18 protein-coding genes and 1 tRNA gene are annotated in these 20670 nt (G+C 66.8%); 13 read left to right on the top strand and 6 right to left on the bottom strand.

All coding sequences use genetic code 11. The features are described 5' to 3' along the window. Positions 1–27: 27 nt before the first annotated feature. Together ELY12_RS10760 and chrA are read left to right on the top strand one after the other, a co-directional pair. Positions 28–2577, top strand: a complete 2550-nt coding sequence (locus tag ELY12_RS10760; RefSeq protein ID WP_241229827.1) for a TonB-dependent receptor — start codon at positions 28–30, stop codon at positions 2575–2577. A gap of 129 nt (positions 2578–2706) precedes the next feature. Then, positions 2707–4023, top strand: a complete 1317-nt coding sequence (gene chrA / locus ELY12_RS10755; RefSeq protein ID WP_126176698.1) for a chromate efflux transporter — start codon at positions 2707–2709, stop codon at positions 4021–4023. Here chrA and ELY12_RS10750 read toward each other — a convergent pair. Continuing rightward, on the bottom strand, positions 4020–4964 hold the full coding sequence (locus ELY12_RS10750) for a helix-turn-helix domain-containing protein (RefSeq protein ID WP_126176697.1): 945 nt from the start codon (positions 4962–4964) through the stop codon (positions 4020–4022). The two genes, chrA and ELY12_RS10750, sit on opposite strands and share 4 nt — an antisense overlap. Positions 4965–5127: 163 nt before the next feature. Between ELY12_RS10750 and ELY12_RS10745 the strand changes: the two genes are divergently transcribed. Beyond that, complete coding sequence (locus tag ELY12_RS10745; RefSeq protein ID WP_126176696.1) at positions 5128–6108, top strand: NAD(P)H-dependent flavin oxidoreductase; 981 nt, start codon at positions 5128–5130, stop codon at positions 6106–6108. 4 nt (positions 6109–6112) lie between these two features. Here the strand turns inward: ELY12_RS10745 and ELY12_RS10740 are convergent. Together ELY12_RS10740 and yghU are read right to left on the bottom strand one after the other, a co-directional pair. Beyond that, a tRNA-Gln gene (locus ELY12_RS10740) sits at positions 6113–6187 on the bottom strand. Positions 6188–6231: 44 nt separating this feature from the next. Continuing rightward, on the bottom strand, positions 6232–7110 hold the full coding sequence (yghU, locus tag ELY12_RS10735) for a glutathione-dependent disulfide-bond oxidoreductase (protein WP_126176695.1): 879 nt from the start codon (positions 7108–7110) through the stop codon (positions 6232–6234). Between the two features lie 80 nt (positions 7111–7190). Here yghU and ELY12_RS10730 point away from each other — a divergent pair, with 80 nt between their 5' ends. The 6 genes from ELY12_RS10730 (at position 7191) to ELY12_RS10705 (ending at position 13662) form a co-directional block, all read left to right on the top strand. Further along, positions 7191–8198 (top strand): DNA topoisomerase IB, encoded by a 1008-nt coding sequence (locus ELY12_RS10730; RefSeq protein ID WP_126176720.1) that lies wholly within the window; start codon positions 7191–7193, stop codon positions 8196–8198. A gap of 48 nt (positions 8199–8246) precedes the next feature. Then, positions 8247–8768 carry a CinA family protein gene (locus ELY12_RS10725; RefSeq protein WP_126176694.1) on the top strand — a complete coding sequence of 174 codons (522 nt, stop codon included), beginning with the start codon at positions 8247–8249 and terminating at the stop codon, positions 8766–8768. Continuing rightward, positions 8765–10831, top strand: a complete 2067-nt coding sequence (locus ELY12_RS10720) for an NAD(+) synthase (protein WP_126176693.1) — start codon at positions 8765–8767, stop codon at positions 10829–10831. The genes ELY12_RS10725 and ELY12_RS10720 overlap by 4 nt, the downstream gene beginning before the upstream one ends. A gap of 56 nt (positions 10832–10887) precedes the next feature. Further along, entirely contained in the window at positions 10888–11937 is a 1050-nt protein-coding gene (locus ELY12_RS10715) for a type III polyketide synthase (protein WP_126176692.1), read from the top strand. Further along, entirely contained in the window at positions 11927–12610 is a 684-nt protein-coding gene (locus ELY12_RS10710) for a methyltransferase domain-containing protein (RefSeq protein WP_126176691.1), read from the top strand. Before ELY12_RS10715 ends, ELY12_RS10710 begins: the two co-directional genes overlap by 11 nt. Before the next feature lie 71 nt (positions 12611–12681). Further along, entirely contained in the window at positions 12682–13662 is a 981-nt protein-coding gene (locus tag ELY12_RS10705) for an NAD(P)/FAD-dependent oxidoreductase (RefSeq protein ID WP_126176690.1), read from the top strand. Here ELY12_RS10705 and ELY12_RS10700 read toward each other — a convergent pair. Beyond that, positions 13659–14735 carry a branched-chain amino acid aminotransferase gene (locus tag ELY12_RS10700; RefSeq protein ID WP_126176689.1) on the bottom strand — a complete coding sequence of 359 codons (1077 nt, stop codon included), beginning with the start codon at positions 14733–14735 and terminating at the stop codon, positions 13659–13661. The two genes, ELY12_RS10705 and ELY12_RS10700, sit on opposite strands and share 4 nt — an antisense overlap. A 554-nt stretch (positions 14736–15289) precedes the next feature. Between ELY12_RS10700 and ELY12_RS10695 the strand changes: the two genes are divergently transcribed. After that, entirely contained in the window at positions 15290–17218 is a 1929-nt protein-coding gene (locus tag ELY12_RS10695) for a S9 family peptidase (protein WP_126176688.1), read from the top strand. A 13-nt stretch (positions 17219–17231) separates the two neighbouring features. Here the strand turns inward: ELY12_RS10695 and ELY12_RS10690 are convergent, their stop codons facing one another. Then, the gene (locus ELY12_RS10690) at positions 17232–17762 is read right to left on the bottom strand and encodes a hypothetical protein (protein ID WP_126176687.1); all 531 of its coding nucleotides are present in this window, start codon (positions 17760–17762) and stop codon (positions 17232–17234) included. 52 nt (positions 17763–17814) lie between these two features. Here ELY12_RS10690 and ELY12_RS10685 point away from each other — a divergent pair, with 52 nt between their 5' ends. From ELY12_RS10685 to ELY12_RS10675, 3 genes are read left to right on the top strand one after another with little or no spacing between them, the layout of a single operon-like run. Beyond that, positions 17815–18624: a TlyA family RNA methyltransferase gene (locus ELY12_RS10685; RefSeq protein WP_126176686.1), complete on the top strand. Its 810-nt coding sequence runs from the start codon at positions 17815–17817 to the stop codon at positions 18622–18624. Next, on the top strand, positions 18621–19175 hold the full coding sequence (locus ELY12_RS10680) for a TspO/MBR family protein (RefSeq protein ID WP_126176685.1): 555 nt from the start codon (positions 18621–18623) through the stop codon (positions 19173–19175). Before ELY12_RS10685 ends, ELY12_RS10680 begins: the two co-directional genes overlap by 4 nt. A 38-nt stretch (positions 19176–19213) precedes the next feature. Further along, entirely contained in the window at positions 19214–19468 is a 255-nt protein-coding gene (locus tag ELY12_RS10675) for an accessory factor UbiK family protein (RefSeq protein WP_126176684.1), read from the top strand. Here the strand turns inward: ELY12_RS10675 and recF are convergent. Continuing rightward, a complete protein-coding gene (gene recF / locus ELY12_RS10670; protein ID WP_126176683.1) occupies positions 19465–20523 on the bottom strand; it encodes a DNA replication/repair protein RecF in 1059 nt (352 codons plus the stop codon). The genes ELY12_RS10675 and recF overlap by 4 nt on opposite strands. Between the last annotated feature and the right edge of the window lie 147 nt (positions 20524–20670).

Below are 20670 nucleotides of genomic sequence, written 5' to 3'. Positions count from 1 at the left end.
GTCCATGTGGACGGCTAGGGGCCAATCATGAGGACACCGATCTTGCCTACCCGCATCCTGTTGCTCGCCGGCGTTGCAGCCAGCGTGATCTCGACCTCCGCCTTCGCTCAGCAGACTGATCCTGAGGCCGAGCAGGACATCGCAGCCCAATCGCCTGACGTCGGCGATCCGCCATCCTCGGTCGGCACCGGTGCGCGTGACGAGGACGCGATCATCGTCACCGCCCGTCGCCGCCAGGAGACCGCGCAGGAAGTGCCTCTCGCGATCTCGGTCGTCGGCGGGGAGCACATCGACAACACCGGGGCGTTCAATGTCGGCCGCCTGCAGCAGCTCACGCCAACGATCCAGTACACCTCGTCCAACCCGCGCAACACAACGCTGCAAATTCGAGGCATCGGCGCGCCGTTCGGCCTCACCAATGACGGGTTCGACCAGGGCGTCGGCATCTACGTCGACGACATCTATTATTCGCGCGTCGCGTCCTCGACCTTCGACTTCCTCGACGTCGCCCAGATCGAGGTGTTGCGCGGCCCGCAGGGCACGCTCTACGGCAAGAACACCACCGCGGGCGCGATCAACATCACCAGCCGTCAGCCGACTTTCACGTTCGAAGGGCGCGCAGAAGCATCGATCGGCAATCTCGATTTCAAGCAGGTCAAGGCAGCTGTCTCTGGTCCGCTCAGCGACACTATCGCCGCCCGTTTCGCGCTCTCGGGCACCAGCCGCCGTGGGACCATCTACAACGTCGCGAATGGCAGCTGGGTCAACGAGCAGGACAACTTGGGCTTCCGCGGACAGCTGCTCTACAAGCCGGGCGGCAACCTCGAAGTCCTGCTGTCGGGCGATTACAGCCGCCAGAACCCCGAGTGCTGCGGGACAGTGTTCGTGCGCACCGGTGCGACGCAGCGGCCGCTCAACCGGCAATACGCCGCGCTGGCTGCGGCGCAGGGCTATGTCACGCCCAGCACCAATCCGTTCGATCGCCTGACCGATGTCGACGCCGAGCTCAGCGCGGGCAACAAGATCGGCGGCGTCGGCTTGCGCGTGAAGTGGGACGTTGGGCCGGGCACGCTGACTTCGGTCACCGCGTGGCGCTTCTGGGACTGGAAGCCGGCCAACGACCGCGACTTCACCGGCCTGCCGATCACCACGCTGTCGCAGAACCCGTCGCAGCAGAACCAGTACACGCAGGAATTCCGCTACAACTACGAAAGCCGGGCGTTCGACTTCGTGCTCGGCGCGTTCGGCTATACTCAGACGGTGCGCACGCAGGGCACCGAGCAACTCGGTTCGGCGGCGAGCCGCTGGCTGCTCAACCCCGGCAGCTCCGTGCCTGCCGGCTCGGCCGGCTGCGGTCCGAGCGCGTCGAACCAGCTCGCATGCGATCCCAAGGTGCTCGCGGGCACGACCGCCTACAATGACATCCGGCTCGACAACACGAGCGCGGCGCTGTTCGGGCAGTTCGGCTGGCACGTCACTGACAAGCTGATCATTCAGCCCGGCTTCCGCGTCAACTACGACAAGAAGGAAGGCCTGTACGAGCGGCTGGTGTTCGATGGGCAGGGCAACCCGGTGCTGTTCGTCAATCCGGTCACCGGCCTGCCGATCACCGACATTCGTACCGCCGCGCGGCGCGACAACCTGACCCCGCAGCGCATCGAGCCGACTTTCAGCGACTGGAACTTCAGCTACGATCTCAACGTCAATTACAAGATCACGCCCGATGTCTTGGTCTACGCGACCTATGCCAAGAGCTTCAAACCGGGCGGGATCAACCTGAACGGCGTGCCGAACGACGCGGCGGGCAATCCGCAGACGCAGGTGGGCGCGATCCGGCCGGAGTCGGTCAACCACTACGAGGTCGGCGTGAAGTCCTCGTTCTGGAACGGGCTGGCGATCGCCAACCTGACCGCCTTCCGCACCGACATCGCGGACTTCCAGGCGCTGGTGAACAGCGGCGCGGTTTCGACCACGCGCGGCTATCTCGCCAACGCCGAGAAAGTCCGCACGCAAGGCGTCGAGGCCGAGTTCTCCATTCGTCCGAGCGATCGGTTCAACGCCTACGCCAGCGGCGCGTATACCGACGCCAAGTACGTCAAGTTCACCGGCGCGCCGTGCCCGCCTGAGCTGTCGGGCGGCACCGCCGCGACTGCCGGTCAGACGTCGAGTGCGCCGGGAACCCCGGGAGGCATCAGCCCGTCCTCGTGCGATATCTCGGGCCAAGTTCTGCCGGGCGTATCCAAATGGAGCTTGTCGTACGGCGCGGAAGGTAATGTGCAGGGCCGCCTGTTCGGTCAGGAGGGGCAGTTCTACCTAGGCGTCGACGGCAATTACCGTTCGCGTTTCTCGTCGAACCCCAGTCCGTCCGCGTACACGTTCATCGACGGCTACGCGCTGACCAACTTCCGCGCGGGCTTCCGCACGGATGATGGGTTCAACGTGTTTGGTTGGGTCCGCAACGCGTTCGATACGCACTACTTCGAACTGTTGCAGGTCGCGCCCGGCAGCACCGGACTGATCGTCGGCAACCCGGGCGATCCGCGGACTTACGGGCTGACAATTCAGAAGCAGTTCTGAGGCGGTTGCCCGCCGCGCCTTCCGTATGATACCCGCAAGGGAACGGGATAAAGCAACCTCCCGGTCAGGCCCCGTGCCCAAGCGTTGCCTTCAACACCCCGCCGCTGCGGGGCAGAAGGTGTGACCAGCATGGGGCCCATTCCCTTGAATCATCCGAGCTTTCCAGAGTTGGTCCGCGTTTCAGCGCGGATCGGCTGCCTCTCGTTCGGCGGCCCCGCCGGCCAGATCGCGCTGATGCACCGCGAGCTGGTCGACGATCGCCGCTGGGTGGAGGAGGAGGATTACCTCCAGGCGCTCAACCTGTGTCACTTGCTGCCGGGACCCGAGGCGCAGCAACTTGCGACGTGGATGGGGTGGAAGCTGCACGGATGGAAGGGCGGGGCGGTCGCGGGCGCGTTGTTCGTGATACCGGGCGCACTGGTGATGCTCGCGCTGTCGATCCTCTATGGGCTCGCAGCCGATCTCGACTGGTTCGCCGCGATCTTCCTTGGGATCAAGGCGGCGGTGCTCGCGATCATCGTCCAAGCGCTGCTGCGGATCGCCGGGCGGGCGATCAAGACGCCGGTCCAGCGCACGCTTGCAATCGTGGCCTTCGCTCTGCTGTTCTTGTTCGACGCGCCGTTTCCGCTGGTGGTCGGCGGCGCGCTGGTGATCGGCGGGCTCATCGGCAAGTTGCGGCCGGACCTGTTGGCGTTGAAGACCGTCCCGCCGGCGACAGAGAGATTGCCGAGCCCATGGGGAGCGACTGTGCGCGCGATGGTCATATGGCTGGCGATCTGGGGAGCGCCGATGGCAGCGGTGCTGGTCTTTCTAGGCCGTGACCACGTGTTGTGGGACATTGGCGTATTTTTCTCGCAGCTAGCGGTGGTGACCTTCGGCGGAGCCTACGCGGTGCTGTCGTACATGGCGCAGGAGGCGGTGACCGGCTTCGGCTGGCTCAGCGGGGGCGAGATGGCCGACGGGTTGGGCCTTGCGGAAACCACGCCCGGGCCGCTGATCATGGTCACCCAGTTCGTCGGCTATCTTGCGGCATTCCGCGCGCCCGAGCCGTTCGCGCCGATCGTCGCCGGCGTGCTCGGCGCGGCGTTGACGACGTGGGTAACCTTCGCGCCGTGCTTCCTGTGGATCTTCGCCGTGGCGCCGTGGATGGACCGGCTCCAGCGCGCCTCCTCGCTCAAGGGGGGGTTGGCTGCCGTGACTGCGGCGGTGGTCGGTGTGATCGCCAACCTAGCACTATGGTTTGCGTTGCATGTGCTGTTCGCCACAGTGTCGACAGTGAGCATGGCTGGCTTGAAGTTGCAGGTGCCCGACCTCGCAACGTTCGACTGGCGGGCAGCTGCGATCGCCGTTTTAGCCGCAGTGCTCATCTTCGCGCTACGCTGGTCCATCGTGCGCACGCTCGTCATCGCAGCCGCGAGCGGTTTGCTGCTGTCGGCGTTCGTCTAGGCCCGAAGGTCCTTCGGTATAGGCGCCATGCGCGGCCCCGCCTCGCGGAAGTTTCGCAGGTCGAGGAACGCCGACAGGTAGGGCGCATTAGGGTCCGCAATCCGCGCCGGGGTGCGTCCTGCGAACAGGCGCATCTCGCGGATCATGTGCGGTTGGTCGTAGAAATGGTCCTGCACCGCGGCGATCTCGTCGTCGGTGACCGACGGGCGGGACAGCAGCACGGCGGCGCGCAGCGCGCGGTACTTGCGCGCAAGCTTGCTCGGCGTGAGGCCGAAGTAACGTTCGGCGAGCCGCTGTACTTGACGCGGGCCGTAAGCGACGCGTTCGAGCAACTCGTCCAGCTTGGGCGAAAGCGATTCCGCGAGCCATTCCACGACCGTCTTGATGAAGGCGACGTGGGCCGCCGGGAGCGGGCGCACGCTCTCCAGGATTGCCGCACTCAGGGCAGCGCTCATCTGTTCCGGCGCGAGCTGATCGAAGTCGCCGAGCAATTCATGGCTCGCGGTAACGAGCGGCGGGGGGAGGACATCCTTGCCGTCATACAGGTGGTTGCCATGCTCGGCGGCGCACAGGCCGGTCAAGCTCGCCCAGCCGATCGGACTGAGCATGGCGCCGAATGCCTCCCACGGACCGTCGATCTCGAACGTTGCCGCAGCGCCCGAAGGGGTGACCACCATCAGCCGATGGCTGGGTTCGACGCGGCCGTCGAGGAAACGCATCTGTCCCGTCCCCCGCGCCATCAGTGCGATGATGCCGATCGAAGACGGCTGCACGTCGCGAATCTGAACATCGTCGCAGCGCATGCGGAAAAAGGTTGTGACGAATGGCGCAACTTCCGGCGGAGGCGCGAACAGTTCCATCCGCACCGAGCTGGCGCGGGTAAGTTGTCGGTCGTCGCCGGTCGACAATGCCGGTGAACGGGTCGGGATGGGCGACTCCATCGAAAACGAACCGCGACGCTATCCGACTGCGAACAAACGAACAAGTTGGGCCGGAAGCTATGCCGCGCGCCTAACGAAGGGTTTGAGGCTTGCATTTCGCTTGCCTGTCCCGCGACTCCACGTCACGTTGACGGAAACGTAAAGCTAGTGGGAGAGCGTGACGATGGCCTTCAAGACCCGGATCACCGAGATGTTCGGCATCGAAACCCCGATCATCATGGGCGGGATGACCGGAGTCGGCTACGGCGAATTGGTCGCCGCCGTGGCCGAAGCCGGCGCGCTGGGCTTCATCACCGCGCATATGTTTCCCTCGGGCGCGGCGCTGAAGGAAGAGATCGACAAGGTCCGCGGCCTGACCAACAAACCCTTCGGCGTGAACCTCACCCTGCTGCCCTCGATCAACCCGATCCCCTACGACGAGTATCGCGAGGCGATCATCGAGAGCGGGCTCAAGATCGTCGAAACCGCGGGCCGCGCGCCGACCGATCACCTGCCGGCGTTCAAGGAGGCCGGGGTCAGGGTGATCCACAAGTGCACCAGCGTACGTCATTCGGAGAGTGCGGTGCGCAAGGGCGTCGACGTGATCAGCATCGATGGGTTCGAATGCGCCGGCCACCCGGGCGAGGACGACGTCGGACTGATCGTGCTCCTGCCCGCGACCGTCGATGCGCTGCCCGACACGCCGATCGTCGCCAGCGGCGGCATGGCCGACGGCCGCAGCCTGGTCGCTGCGCTCGCGCTGGGGGCCGACGCGGTCAACATGGGCACCCGCTTCTGCGCCACGCAGGAGGCCCGCATCCATCCCAACGTTAAGCAGAAGATCGTCGAGAACACCGAGCTCGATACGGTCCTCGTGGGACGTAATCTACGCAACACCGCGCGTGTGGCTCGCAACGCAGTGTCGGAGAGAGTCGCTGAGATTCAGCGCGATCCTTCGACCACCTTCGACGACGTGCGCGAGTTGATGTCTGGCGCCCGCGCGCGCGTGGCGGTCGATCAGCAGGGCGATGTCGACGGCGGCATCTGGTCGAGCGGCCAGAGCCAGGCGCTGATCCACGACATCCCGACGTGCAAGGAACTGGTCGCCAACATCATGGCGCAGGCCGAAGCGGTGCGATCAAAAATCGATCGTAGCGCTGCTTAGCTGCTGGCTGGGGCGGCAGGATTCGAACCTGCGAATGCCGGTACCAAAAACCGGTGCCTTACCACTTGGCGACGCCCCAGCAGCGAGGCGCCCCTATAGCGAGGCCCTCGCTTAAGGGAAGCCTCACTGGGCGTCCGTCTTCCACTTCACTTCGCTGAGCAGGCTCTGGTCTTCGACCGCGTCAAAGTCGGCGGCAGAATGGCGTTCGCGCATCGTGGCGGTGTTGACGATCCGACCGCGGCGCGCCGCCGGCCGCGCGTCGATCGCGCGAACCCAGCGGGCGACGTTGGCGTACTCGTGCATCGACAGGAAGGTCGCCGCGTCGCCGTAGGCATCGCCGCGGATCAGCGCGCCAAACCAGCCGTAGGCGGCAATGTCAGCGATCGAATAGTCGTTGCCCGCGAGGTACTCGGTCTGCCCGAGCTGGTTGTCCGCGACCGAGAAGATGCGCTTGGTTTCCATCGCGTAGCGGTTGATCGGGTACTCGAACTTCTCGGGCGCATAGGCGTAGAAGTGGCCGAAGCCGCCGCCGATGAACGGCGCCGTGCCCATCTGCCACATCAGCCAGCTCAGCACCTCGGCGCGCGCGGGATTTTCGCGCGGAAGCAGGAAGCCGAACTTCTCGGCGAGGTGCAGCAGGATCGCGCCGCTCTCGAACACGCGGAACGGCGTCGGGCCGCTGCGATCCTCCAGCGCGGGGATCTTGCCGTTGGGGTTGAGCGCGGTGAAACCGCTGCCAAACTGGTCGCCGTCGCGGATGTTGACCATCCACGCGTCGTACTCGGCGTCCGAGTACCCGGCCTCGAGCAGCTCCTCGAACATGACCGTAACCTTCTGCCCGTTCGGCGTGCCGAGCGAGTAGAGCTGGAACGGATGTTCGCCGGCCGGCAGCTCCTTGTCCTCGCGCGCACCGGCGGTCGGGCGATTGATGCCGGCGAAGGCGCCGCCGTTCTCGGTGTCGTTGGCCCAGACCTTGGGCGGGGTATAAGTCGTATCGGCCATGTGCACGCTCCCGTGATGTTGCGAGGGAGATGCGCACTCGCGTCCGGAACCGCAAGGCAGGGCGCACGTTGGCCGCATCGATGGCGTCGCAACTCGAATACGTGGACGACGCTGGGCCGGGGATCACCCGCAAGAAGCTGTCGCACGGGTGGGGCTACTACGACCCCGACGGCGAGCGGATCACGGACCGCGACGAGATCGAGCGCCTCAACAAGATTGCCCTCCCGCCTGCCTATACCGATGCGTGGTACTGCCCCAGCGACTGCGGTCACCTGCTCGCCACCGGCATCGATGCGCGCGGGCGCAAGCAGTACCGCTACAACCCCGAATTCCGTACCCGTCAGGAGGCGGAGAAGTTCGACGGCACGGCCAAGTTCGGGCGCTTGCTCCCGAAAGTCCGCAAGCGCGTCGCCAAGGACCTCGCCAAGCGTAAGCTGACCCGCGAGCGGGCGGTTGCGAGCGTGATCCGCCTGCTCGATCTGGGCGCGATCCGGGTGGGAAATGCGAGTTACGCCAAGGAGAACAAGAGCTTCGGCGCAACCACCCTGCTGCGCCGGCACGCCAAGCTCAAGGGTGCCAAGCTCAAGCTGCGCTTCAAGGCCAAGAGCGGCGTGCTGCGCGAAACCGAGATTACCGACAAGAGCCTCGCCCGCTTCGTGCGCGAGGTGCAGGACCTGCCGGGCCAGCATCTGTTCCAGTGGCTCGACGATGCCGGTGAGGCACACAACGTCGGCTCGGCCGACGTCAACGAGTACCTGTGCAACGCGATGGGGGACTACTTCACCGCCAAGAACTTTCGCACCTGGCACGCGAGCGCGCTGGCGTTCAAGCTACTCGCGGAAGCCGAGCGGCCGCTCAACATTAAACAGCTCACCATCGAGGTCGCCGAGCACCTCGGCAACACGCCGACGATGGCGCGCAAGAGCTACATCCACCCGGCGGTGATTGCGCTGATCGACAGCCAGATCAAATGGCGTGCCAAGCTCAAGCTTCCGCGCGCGAGCAAGTGGCTGACCCGCGAGGAGCGCGGCCTGATCAAGCTGCTCGAAAGCGGGCCCAAGGCGGCCAAGCTGCTCAAGCAGGCTTAACCTTCGTTTCGTTCGGAACGCGCGCCCGCCGCGGACCATTGATGGCCGATGAGCCAGCACAAAACCGCCGAAACCTTGCACGACAGCGTACCGGATGCGCTGGAGCGCAAGGCCTGCCAGGTGCTCGACAAGGCGCACGAGAAGAAGCTGATGATCGCCACGGCGGAAAGCTGCACCGGCGGGCTTCTCGCCGCGCTGCTCACCGATGTGCGCGGACGCGGCCACGTGTTCGAGCGCGGGTTCGTGACCTATTCGGACGAGGCCAAGAGCGACCTCCTCGGCATCCCGCTGGAAATCATCAAGGCCAACGACGCGGTGAGCGAGATCGTCGCGGTGGCGATGGCGAAGGGCGCGCTCGAGCGGTCGAATGCGGATGTCGCGCTGTCGATCACCGGCTTCGCCGGTCCTGCGGGCCCGGATGACGAAGAGGGTCTCGTTCACTTCGGCTGCGCGCGCAAGGGCGGCAAGACCTGCCACCGCGAGGAGCATTTCGGCGCAATCGGCCGGGCGGGGGTGCGGATCGCCGCGCTTGAAGTCGCGCTCGCGATGCTCGATGAAGCGATTGGATGAGCACCGAGACCCGCGACCACCCGTTCTATTCGCTCCACGCCCACGGGCTGATCCGCGCCGCCGCCAGCACGCCCAAGGTCCGCACCGCCGATGTCGCGTTCAACTGCGAGGCGATCCTCGACGAGGCGCGCCGGGCGCATAACGCGCATGTCGACCTGCTGATCTATCCCGAGCTGTGCCTGTCCTCCTACGCGCTCGACGACCTGCACATGCAGCTCGCGCTGCTCGATGCGGTCGAGGCGCGGGTGGCGAAGATCGTGGAGGCTAGCGCGGACCTCGTGCCGCTGCTGGTGATCGGGGCGCCGCTGCGGCACAACGGTCGGATCTACAACTGCGCGCTGGCGATCCACCGCGGGCGGCTGCTCGGCGTGGTGCCCAAGAGCTACCTGCCCAACTACCGCGAGTTCTACGAGAAACGCTGGTTCGCCAACGGGCGCCAGATCCAGGGCCTCGATATCACGGTGAACGGCGAGGAAGCGCCGTTCGGCACCGATTTGATCTTCGCGGCCGACAACCTGCCGGGATTCAGGCTGGGCATCGAGATCTGCGAGGACTTCTGGTCGCCGATCCCGCCCTCGACCTACGCCGCGATGGCCGGGGCGACCATTCTCGCCAACCTCAGCGCCTCGAACATCGTCATCGGCAAGAGCGACGAGCGCCATATGCTGTGCCGCTCGCAAAGCTCGCGCGCGGCGGCGGCCTACATTTACTCCGCCGCCGGTCACGGCGAGAGCACGACCGACCTGGCGTGGGACGGCCAGGGCATGATCTACGAGCTCGGCGACCTGATGGCCGAAAGCGAGCGCTTCTCGCTGAGCCCCGAGCTGTGCATCGCCGATATCGATTGCGACCGCATCCTCAGCGACCGGATGCGCATGCAGACCTGGAACGACGCTTGCGAGGAGGGGCGGCCGGAGGACTTCTTCCGCACGGTCAGCTTCGAGCATCAGCCGGCGCAGGGCGACATCGGCCTTGTGCGCCCGGTGCGCCGCTTCCCGTTCGTGCCCAACCGGCCCGAAAAGCTCGACGAGGATTGCTTCGAGGCGTTCAACATCCAGGTCGATGGCCTGATGCGACGGTTCGAAAGCACCCGCGGCTCGGCCATGATCATAGGCGTCTCGGGCGGGCTCGATTCCACCCACGCGCTGATCGTCGCGGCCAAGGTGTGCGACCGGCTCGGCCTGCCGCGCACGACCATCCGCGGTTATACGATGCCTGGGTTTGGAACCTCCGAGGGCACAAAGTCCAACGCCTGGAAGCTGATGAACGCGCTCGGCATCACCGCCGACGAGATCGACATAAGGCCCGCCGCGCGGACCATGCTGGAGGCGATCGGCCATCCCTTCGGACGCGGCGAGCCGGTGTACGACACCACGTTCGAAAACGTGCAGGCCGGGCTCAGGACCGATTACCTGTTCCGCCTCGCTGGACAGCACAACGGCTTCGTCATCGGCACCGGCGACATGAGCGAGCTGGCGCTGGGCTGGTGCACCTATGGTGTCGGCGACCAGATGAGCCACTACGGGGTCAACGCCGGCCTGCCCAAGACGCTGATCCAGTACCTCATCCGCTGGACCGCGCGTACGGATCAGCTCGATCCCGCAACCGACGCGGTGCTCGAGGCGATCCTGGCGCAGGAGATCAGCCCCGAGCTGGTGCCCGCCGATGCCGACGGGCAGATGCAGAGCACCGAGGGCAAGATCGGCCCCTACGAGCTCAACGACTTCTTCATGCACCACGTGATCCGCTTCGGGCAGCGGCCCAGCAAAGTGGCGTTCCTCGCCTGGCACGCGTGGCGTGATGCTTCGCGCGGGCGCTGGCCGGCGGAATTTCCGGAAGGCGGGCGCAACCAGTACGATCTCGCCACGATCGCGCACTGGCTGGAGAACTTCGTGAAGCGCTTCTTCGGCTTCGCCCAGTTCAAGCGCAGCGCTTTGCCCAACGGACCCAAGGTCAGCGCCGGCGGCGCAGTCAGCCCGCGCGGCGATTGGCGCGCGCCGTCTGACGCGGTGGCAGACGTGTGGGTCGAGGAACTGCGCGCCAGCCTGCCGCCGCTCGATTAGGCACAAAGCGAAGCGCCCGGCGTTTGGGTTTCAACTAGCGACGGAACCCACGCTTCATGGCCACCCTGACGGCGATCGCGACCGCGGTTCCGGACCTTGACTTCGAGAAAGACTATCGCCGATGGGCTTTGTCCAAGCTGGGCGAGAGCCGCGACGCCAAGCTCTACGATCGGATGGCGCAGCGCTCGGGTATTGAGCACCGTTGGTCGGTGCTGACCGAGGAAGACGCGCGGCTCGACGAAGGCATCGGCTTTTACGGCGGGGAGCCGCCTTCGACGTCGGCACGCATGGAGATCTACGCGCGCGAGGCGCCCGAGCTGGCGCTGAAGGCGATCGGCAAGTTGCCCGAATTGGGCGCGCCGACGCACATCGTGGTGGCGAGCTGCACCGGCTTCGTGGCGCCGGGGATCGACCAGGTCATAGCCCGTCGGCTGGGGTTGGCGGACGACATCGAGCGGGTGCTGATTGGTTTCATGGGCTGCTACGCCGCCGTCACCGCGCTCCGGACCGCGCGGCACATCGTGCGTTCTCAGCCCGATGCGCGGGTGGTCGTGGTGACTGTCGAGCTGTCGTCGCTTCATCACGCCGAGGAAATGGACCTTGAACCGCTCTTGATGGGCGCGCAGTTCGGCGACGGCGCGGCGGCGGCGATCGTCACCGGCGACGGCGCGGGGCTGGCGCTTGGCGAAGGTATCTCCGCAGCGCTTGAGGACAGCGAGGATCTGATCACTTGGCAGATCGGCGACACCGGCTTCCGTATGCGCCTGTCGGGCGAGGTGCCCGGCCGAATTGCCGCCGCCCTCGCCGATCCCGGAGTGCAGCAGCGGATCACCGGCGGACAGGTGCCGAGCGAGATCGAGGGCTGGGCGGTCCACGCCGGCGGCCGCTCGATCCTCGACGCGGTCGAGAAGGGGCTGCACCTGCCGCCGACCGCGCTTGACGAGAGCCGCGAGGTTCTGCGGATGTGCGGCAACATGAGTTCCTCCACGCTGATGTTCGCGCTGGAGCGCATCCTGCGGAAGAAGCCCGCCAGCGGGGTCGCGCTCGCCTTTGGGCCGGGCCTGGCGATGGAGGGCTTCCGCTTCGGCTGGTCCGATGCTGGCTGAACGCGCCAACCAGGACGAGCTGATGGACGACCCCGCGCTCGACGCGGGGACCTATACGCAAGTCCTGCACGACCTTGCGCAGGTCAACAGGGTCACGTTGGCGCGGCGCCCCACTTTGGCCTTCCTCGAACGCGCGATCGGCACGCACAAGAGGTTCAACCTGCTCGATGTCGGCTTCGGCGACGGCGACATGCTCCGCGCCATCGCAAAGTGGGCGGCGAGGCGCGGGATCGAGGCGCGGCTGATCGGGATCGACCTCAATCCGCACAGCGTTGCGGCCGCTCGCGAGGCGACAGACGATTCCAATATCGATTACCGCACCGGCGATTACGCCGATCTGGAGGGCGAGGGCTGGGATTGTGTGATCTCCAGCCTCGTCGCGCATCACATGAGCCGCGATCAGTTGATCGCCTTCCTGCGCTTCATGGACCGCGAGGCCAAGGCGGGGTGGCTGATCAACGATCTCCACCGCCACGGCTTCGCCTACACCGGCTGGCCGTTGCTCAGCGGGTTGATGCGCTGGCACCCGATCGTTCGGCACGACGGGCACCTCTCGATCGCGCGATCCTATCGTCCCGCCGAGTGGCCGCCATTGCTGGCGGAGGCAGGCGTCGAGGGTGCGCGGGTATTTCGCGCGTTTCCGTTCCGGTTGTGCGTCGAGAAGCTCCGCTAATTCTCGGCGCGGGGCCGGCGGGGAGCGTCGCCGCGATTACGCTCGCGCGGGCTGGAGCTTCGCCGGTGCTAATGGACCGTGACGAGGTAGTCGGCGACGCGCTGTGCGGCGGGTTCCTGTCGTGGCGCTCGGCCGAGCGGCTGGGCGTGGTGGGCCTCCATCCTCGTGAGCTCGGCGGGCATGCGGTGACCTCGTTGGCGCTGATTGCCGGTGAGCGCGAGGCGACGGGGCCGCTGCCTGCGCCGGGTTATGGCCTGTCGCGCCGCGCGCTCGACGGCGCGCTCAGGGCGCGGGCGGTGGCCGATGGCGCCAAGCTGGTGATCGACAGGGCGCGCGCCGTCCGCCCCGGCATGGTCGAGGGCGAGGCCCGCGACCGGCCGGCCGAGACGATCTTCTTCGCCACCGGCAAGCACGACGTTCGCGGCGAAGCGCGACCGCGCGAGGCGAAGGACCCGGCGCTCGGACTGCGGGTGCGACTTCCTGCCAACCAACGACTTCAGGAGATGCTGCACGGCCGGATCGAGCTGCACCTGTTCGACGGCGGGTACGCCGGAATCGTGCTGCAGGAAGACGGCACTGCCAACGTCTGCCTGGCGCTGCGCAAGTCGCTGCTGGCGGAGGCAGGCGGCAATCCGCGCGCGTTGCTCGACCGGTTAGCCGACGAATACTCGCTCTTCGGCGAGCGGATGGCCTCAGCGCCGGCCGACCTCGCGGTCGATAGCGTCGGCTCGGTTCCCTACGGCTGGATCGCGCGAGATACCGCTCCGGGAATTTACCGGCTCGGCGATCAGGCGGCGGTCATCCCTTCGCTTGCGGGGGAGGGCATGGCTATCGCGATGGACAGCGGCGAAGCGGCGGCCCGGGCATGGCTCGACGGTGAGGACGCGGCGACCTTCCAGCGTCGTTTCGCCGCCCGCGCATTGCGCCCGGTGCGGACCGCGCAGCTCGTGTGGTCGCTAGCCGAGCGCACAAGCGGCGCACGCTTGCTGACCGCGCTCACCGCTTCAGCGCCGGTTCTCGCCCGCGCGGCGATGGCGCTGACTCGAATCTAGAGCCGGTAGGTCCACCCGTGCGGGTCGGAGACGGTACCGCGCTGGATGCCGACCAGTCGCTCGCGCAGTTTGACGGTGAGCTGGCCCGGGCCGCCCGAGCCGATGGTGAACTCGTAGTCCGGCGCCGCGACCTTGCCGACCGGCGTCACCACCGCCGCGGTGCCGCAGGCCATCGTTTCGACCAGCCGGCCGCTCTCCGCGTCGGCGCGCCACTGGTCGATCGCGTAACGCTCCTCGCGCACGGTCAGGCCTTCGTCGCGCAGAAGCTGGATCAGGCTGTCGCGGGTCACGCCGGGCAGGATCGTGCCGCCGAGCGGGGGCGTGATCACGCTGCCGTCGTCGAACACGAAGAACAGGTTCATGCCGCCCAGTTCCTCGATCCAGCGACGCGCGACCGCGTCGAGGAACACGACCTGGTCGTGACCCTTGGCGATCGCCTCGGCCTGCGGGACGAGGCTCGCGGCATAGTTGCCGCCGGTCTTGGCCGCGCCGGTACCGCCGGGGGCCGCCCGGACGTAGTCCTGACTGACCCAGATGCTGACCGCTGGCGCGCCCGACTTGAAGTAGTTGCCCGCGGGGCTGGCGATGACGAGGAACTTGTATTCCTTGGCCGGCCGCACGCCGAGGAACGCTTCGGACGCGAACATGAAGGGGCGCAGGTACATCGAACCGCCCTCGACGGTCGGGAACCAATCGGCGTCCTTGAGCACGAGCTCGCGGCAGGCCTCGACGAACAGATCCTCGGGAATGTGCGGCATGGCGAGCCGGTCGGCCGACTTGTTCATCCGCGCCGCGTTCACTTGCGGGCGGAACATGGCGAACGCTCCGTCGGGATGCCTGTACGCTTTCAGGCCTTCGAAGATCTCCTGCGCATAATGCAGCACCGCGCATGCCGGATCGAGCACCAGCGGCTCGCGCGGACCGATGCGGGCGGAGTGCCAGCCGCGATCGGCGTGGTAGTCGATCGTCACCATGTGATCGGTGAACACGGTGCCGAAACCGGGATCGGCGATCGCCTGAGCGCGGGTCTCGCCCTCGACGGGCGCGGGATGGGGCAGGTGAGCGAAGTCCATGCCGTGGCGGTTACGGCGAGGGGCGCGGAGAGGCAAGTGGCACTCCCTTTCACCGCCCAAAGCAGCATCGTCGCCCCGGACCTGATCCGGGGTAGTGCTTGCTCGTGGCGCTGCGCGAGAAAGAAAGCACCAAGCCCGGGTCAAGCCCGGGCCGACGATAATGTTTCACTCCAAAAAATGAGAAGGGCGGCTCCTCTGTCGAGAAACCGCCCTTCGCATGGTCAGCGGCCAGTGTGGCCGCCCACGAAGCCTCTATCGGCGATGGAGTTTACCGATAATGCTCCGCGAGGGTCGACACCGACCTCCCTGCTGAACCATGAGACATCGGTCACCTCCTTTCGCGCTTGAAAAGCCAGACCCTCGTTTCACCGGGGGCCGAGAGCCGCGTGGGTCGCTGGCCTCAGGAGACAATGTGAGTCGAACAGGGGCAGAACACAAGACTTGCATTCAAGTTTTTCACTGTCAGAATCGGTGGTTCCGGCCGCTGCGATGCGGCTTCTTCCAACAACTGCGAAATCCCGCTAGCTTCGCCCTATAAACGAGGGGGGACTACCATGCGTCGATTGTTCGCGGTCGCACTTCTTTGCGCGGCCTCGCCGCTGGCGGCGCAGATCGCCACGCCTGATCGGCCGGTCACCGATCCCAAGAGCGTCACGTCGCCCGACAATCCCAATGCCCGCGCGGTGCCGCTGGAAGACATCGGCATGTCGCGCAACGTCGCCGGCTCGACCTGGAGCGCGGACGGCAAGCACGTGTTCCTCGTCACCAACCTCACCGGCCGCTACAACATCTGGCGCACCGACGCCGACGGTAGCTGGCCGCTGCAGATTACCCAGTCGAACGACAGCCAATCCGGCCTTGCGCCCTCGGTTGACGGCAAGTGGCTCTACTTCGTCCAGGATAACGGCGGCGATGAGTACTACGATATCTTCCGCGTGCCGACGGATGGCGGTGCGGTCGAGCGTCTGACCCAGACGGCGGAGCTCAGCGAACGCGGCCTCATTCCGGGCGGCGCGGACGGGACGATGGCGCTGCTGGTCAAGAAGAAGAGCGAGGCGCAATCGAACGTCGCGGTGATGGATGCGAGCGGGAAGATCCGCGTGCTCACTCAAGAAGCCGATCCGCAACTCGAATGGTCGCCGCGCGTCTGGACGGACGGCGGCAAGACGATTTTCGCGAACCGCGAGGAGATCGATTCCACCAGCAGCGAGGTCTGGCAGATCGACGCCGCCAGCGGCAAGGCGACGCGCCTTCTCGGCAAAGCGGATACGATCTACGCCGTGCACGACGTGAGCCCGGACGGGCAGTGGCTCGCGGTCACCACCGACCAGGACACCGGCCGCCTACACGCCGGACTCTACAATCGCGCGACCAAGCAGTGGAATTGGCTGAAGCCGATCATCTGGGACCAGACCGCGATCCGCTTCACCCGCGACGGCAAGGCGCTTCTTGCCGAAAGCAGCGACGACATGCGCACCACGTTGGTGCGGCACGATATCGCCAGCGGCGCGGAAACCGCTCTCAACATGCCGGGCGGCCTCAACTTCGCGGCTGGATCGGATGCGCGCTCGCCCGATGGGCGATCGCTGATGGTCATGCACATGGGCGCGAACACCTCGGGCGAGCTGTACTCCTACGATCTGCAGGACAATTCGCTCAAGCAGCTCACACGCCTCGCGGTCGCCAGCCTTTCACCTACCGCACTGCCGACTTCGCAAATGGTGACGTACAAGAGTTTCGACGGCACGCTGGTCAGTGCGCTCGTCACCATGCCGGCCAACCTCAAGCGCGACGGCGCCAACCCGGCGATCGTGGTTCCCCACGGCGGGCCCACCGGTAAGACGGAGGATTACTTCGACGACGTTGCGGCCGCGCTGGCGAGCCGGGGGTACATCGTGATCGCGCCGAACTTCCGCGGCTCGACCGGTTATGGCCGGCCGTTCCAGCTTGCCAACTACGACGATCTCGGCGGGGGCGACCTCAAGGACACGGTCGCGGCCAAGCAGTTCCTGGTCGATACCGGGTACGTCGATCCCAAGCGGGTCGGTATCTTCGGTGGCAGCTACGGCGGCTTCATGACCCTGATGGCGCTGGCCAAGACGCCCGACGAATTCGCCGCCGGTGTGCAATGGTTCGGCATCATCAACTGGCGCACGATGTACCGCGACATGGACGAGGTGCTGAAAGCCTACCTGCGTGGATTGATGGGCACGCCCGCGAGCAACCCGGCGGGATATGACCGGGCGTCTCCGCTTACCTACATTGCGCAGGCCAAGGCGCCGCTGCTGACCATCCAGGGCGAAAACGACATTCGCGTACCCAAGGGCCAGGCGCAGGAGGTGCACGACATCCTCAAGGCGAAGGGCAACGTGGTGGAGACGATCTACTACCCGGCCGAAGGGCACGGCTTCCGCAAGCAAGAGAACCAGCTCGATTCGCTCAAGCGGACGGTCGAGTGGTTCGACAAGTACCTGAAGAAGTAAGCGGCGCCGCGGCTCAGCGGCAATCCTCGATAACTCGCGTCACTTCGGGCCAGCTCGGCAGGTAGAGCGCAGGTGCGCCGGGGGCTTCGATCGCGAAGCGGCCCTTGGAAAACGCCATCGCGTCGAGCAGCGGATCGCTCGCCGAAAGGGTCGCGCGCAATGCGGCGTTGTCCATCATCGGCACGCCCGCAATACCGCGGCTCGCGCTTTCGGTGCGGACCGTCATCGCCGCGTCCCCGGCGAAGGAGCCGTAGCGGACCAGCTCGATTTCGCCCCGGCGCAGGCAGCGGATGGCGAAGCGCGCCTCACTCGCCGCCTGGCCGAACTGCGCGGCCGTGCCGCCGGTGATCGGTCCGTAGCGCCAGTCGCCGGGCGTCTGCGGCACGTCCATCCAATTCGAGTAGGTCGGCACTGGGGTCGGTGTCGGGGTCGGACGGGGAGTGGGCGTGACGACCGGCGGCGTCGGCTGGGGTTGCGGCGGCGCGGCGACGCAGCCGGCGACCGAAACGAAGAGGGCTGCAACGAACAGGCGGCGGAAAGCCATGATTTCTCCCGGTTTGCCAATCGGCCAACGCACGCTAGGCGATGATGTGCCGATGGGAAAGAAGCGCCTCGACCAGTTGCTCGTCGATCGCGGGCTCGCCGAAAGCCGCACGCGCGCGCAGGCGCTGGTGATGGCGGGCCTCGTGTTCTCGGGCGAAACCAAGCTCGCCAAGAGCGGCCAGACGCTGCCCGAGGACGCGGCCGTAGAGGTGCGCGGGCGCGACCACCCGTGGGTTTCGCGCGGCGGGATCAAGCTCGCTCATGCGCTCGACGTGTTCGCACTCGATCCAGCAGGTGCTGTCGCGATGGACATCGGCAGCTCGACCGGCGGATTTACCGACGTGCTGCTCCAGCACGGCGCGGCCCGCGTGTTCGCGGTCGACAGCGGGACCAACCAACTGGCGTGGAAGCTGCGGCAGGATGTCCGCGTCACCGTGCTCGAACAGACCAGCGCGCGCGTGCTGACGGCCGATCTGATCGACGCGCCATGTAATTGGGTCGTGTGCGACGCCTCGTTCATAGGGCTCGCCAAGGTGCTCGAGCGGCCCCTGGAACTGGCGGCGCCCGATTGCCGGCTGGTCGCGCTGATCAAGCCGCAGTTCGAGGTCGGGCGCGAGGAAGTGGGCAAGGGCGGGGTGGTCCGCTCGCCCGAGCTGCATGCGCGGGTGTGTGACGAGGTGCGCGGCTGGCTGACCGGGATCGGCTGGACGGTCGATGGGCTCGCCACTAGTCCAATCACGGGGCCCGAAGGTAACGTCGAGTTCCTGATCGCCGCGCGGCGGGGCCAAGTTGCGCCCGCCGCCGCGATTGGCCAAGACTTGGGCACCAGCGAATCCCAAAGCGAATCAGGGGAGGTGGAATGACCGGATTGGCATCGCGCGGGCAGTTGCGCGCCAGCTTCCTGCGCTGGGCGCTGTTCACCGTGCCGCTCGTGCTGCTGCTCGGGTTCCTGTCGGGACAGGTCGGAAGCAACGCCGAGAGCGCGTGGTTCCAGTCGCTGGTCAAGCCGGCGATCTTCCCGCCGCCGATGTGGTTCGGGATCGTCTGGTCGATCCTCTATGTGCTGATGGGGCTGGCGCTGGCGATGGTATGCGCCGCATGGGGCGCGCGCGGGCGGACGGCGGCGATCGTTGCCTTCGCGTTGCAGTTGCTCGTCAACCTGTCGTGGTCGCCAGTGTTCTTCGCGATGCACCGGATCAAGGAAGCGCTGATCGTGATCGGCGTGCTCGACGTGCTGGTGATCGTGACTATCGTGCTGTTCTGGCGTGTGCGCCGGGTCGCCGCGCTGCTGCTGCTGCCGTACCTCGCGTGGATAGCCTTCGCGACGCTGCTCAACTGGGAGTTCCTCCAGGCCAATCCCGACGGCGGGCGCGAGGGTGCCGCGAACGGAGCGGTCCAGCGCTACGAATTCTGACCTTGCGAGCGTCAACTCAGGCGTTCACATAGCCGGCCATGCAGAGCGAAAATCATCTGATCTCCGACCTCGTCAAGCTGGCCAATGCCGCCGCCGGCACCGCCGCGGGTATGGCGCGCGAGGTGCGCGAGGGCGCCAAGGGGCGCGTGCGCGAGGCGGTCGGCGGGCTCGATTTCGTGTCTCGCGAGGAATTCGACGCGGTCAAGGACATGGCCGCGCGGGCGCGCGAGGAGAACGAGAAGCTGGCCGAGCGGATCGCGGCGCTCGAAGCAAAGCTGGCCGCGAAGGGCTAGTTCTCCCGGCGGGCCTCTCCGCCGGCAACCCTCCACACGGCTGCCTCGCCCATAATCGGCGCGAACGGCGCGGTCTCGGTACCGGTCAACCACACTTGCGTGCCACTGCCCGCCAGCCGCTCGAACAGCGCCTCGCGCCGGACCGGGTCGAGGTGCGCGGCCACTTCGTCGAGCAAGAGCACGCTCGCCCGCCCGCGCGCGGCGAGCCCGGCGTGGGCGAGGGTGATCGCGATCAGCATCGCCTTTTGCTCGCCGGTCGAGCAGCGGTCGGCGGGCTGGGCCTTGCCGGCCATGGTCACGCCGAGGTCGTCGCGGTGCGGGCCTTCGAGTGTGCGGCCCGCTGCCCGGTCGCGCGCGCGGTTGGCGCGCCAAGCTGATGGATCCGCCGGGCCGCCGCTGCGGTATTCAAGCTCGGGCAGGGCAAAGGGTTCGCGCGGCAGTTCCGCGAGGGCCTCGATCAGCGCTTCTATCAGGGCTGAGCGTCCCGCAATCAGCGCGGCGCCCGCTTCGGCCATCTGCGCCTCGATCCCGTCGAGCCATACCGGATCGGGCGCCGCTTCCGCCCCGAGCAGGCGATTGCGTTCGCGCAAGGCCGCTTCGTAGCGCGCGGCGTGGCGAGCGTGCCCGGCGTCGAGCGCTACCGCCAGCCGGTCGAGCCAACGCCGCCGTCCGCCCGCGCTGCCGGTGAACAGTCCATCCATCGCCGGGGTGAGCCACGACAGCGCGAGCCACTCGCCGAGACCCACCGCGCTCGCTTCCGCGCCGTTGATCCGCACCAGCCGCCGGGTCGGGCGGGCGGGATCGGCCAGTGTGCCGATCCGCACATCATCGAGCGAGGCGCCGACCGCGAACCCACCGTCCCCCTCGGCCGAGGCCATCTCGGGCAAAGCCGCGCGGCGCAGCCCGCGGCCGGGTGCGAGCAGCGACAGCGCTTCGAGCACGTTGGTCTTGCCCGCGCCGTTCTCACCGACGAGCAGGTTGAACGTGCGTGTGTCCTCCAGCGCGGTCTCGCGGTGGTTGCGGAAGCCGGAAAGCGAGATGCGGTCGAGCGCCATGCGGCCTCTCGGTTAGCCGCCGGACCGCTGGCAGGCCAGTGACCAAAACGCCGATCCCAACAGTTGGGAAAATTTCCCGATGATGAGCGGCGCGTTAATCTCCGCGAAACCAAGCGACCGACGAAAACCGCAGAATTCCGCCATTTT

Source organism: Tsuneonella rigui (assembly GCF_003958625.1).
GTDB classification, from domain to species: Bacteria; Pseudomonadota; Alphaproteobacteria; order Sphingomonadales; family Sphingomonadaceae; genus Tsuneonella; species Tsuneonella rigui.
This window is presented reverse-complemented; position numbering and strand designations above follow the sequence as displayed.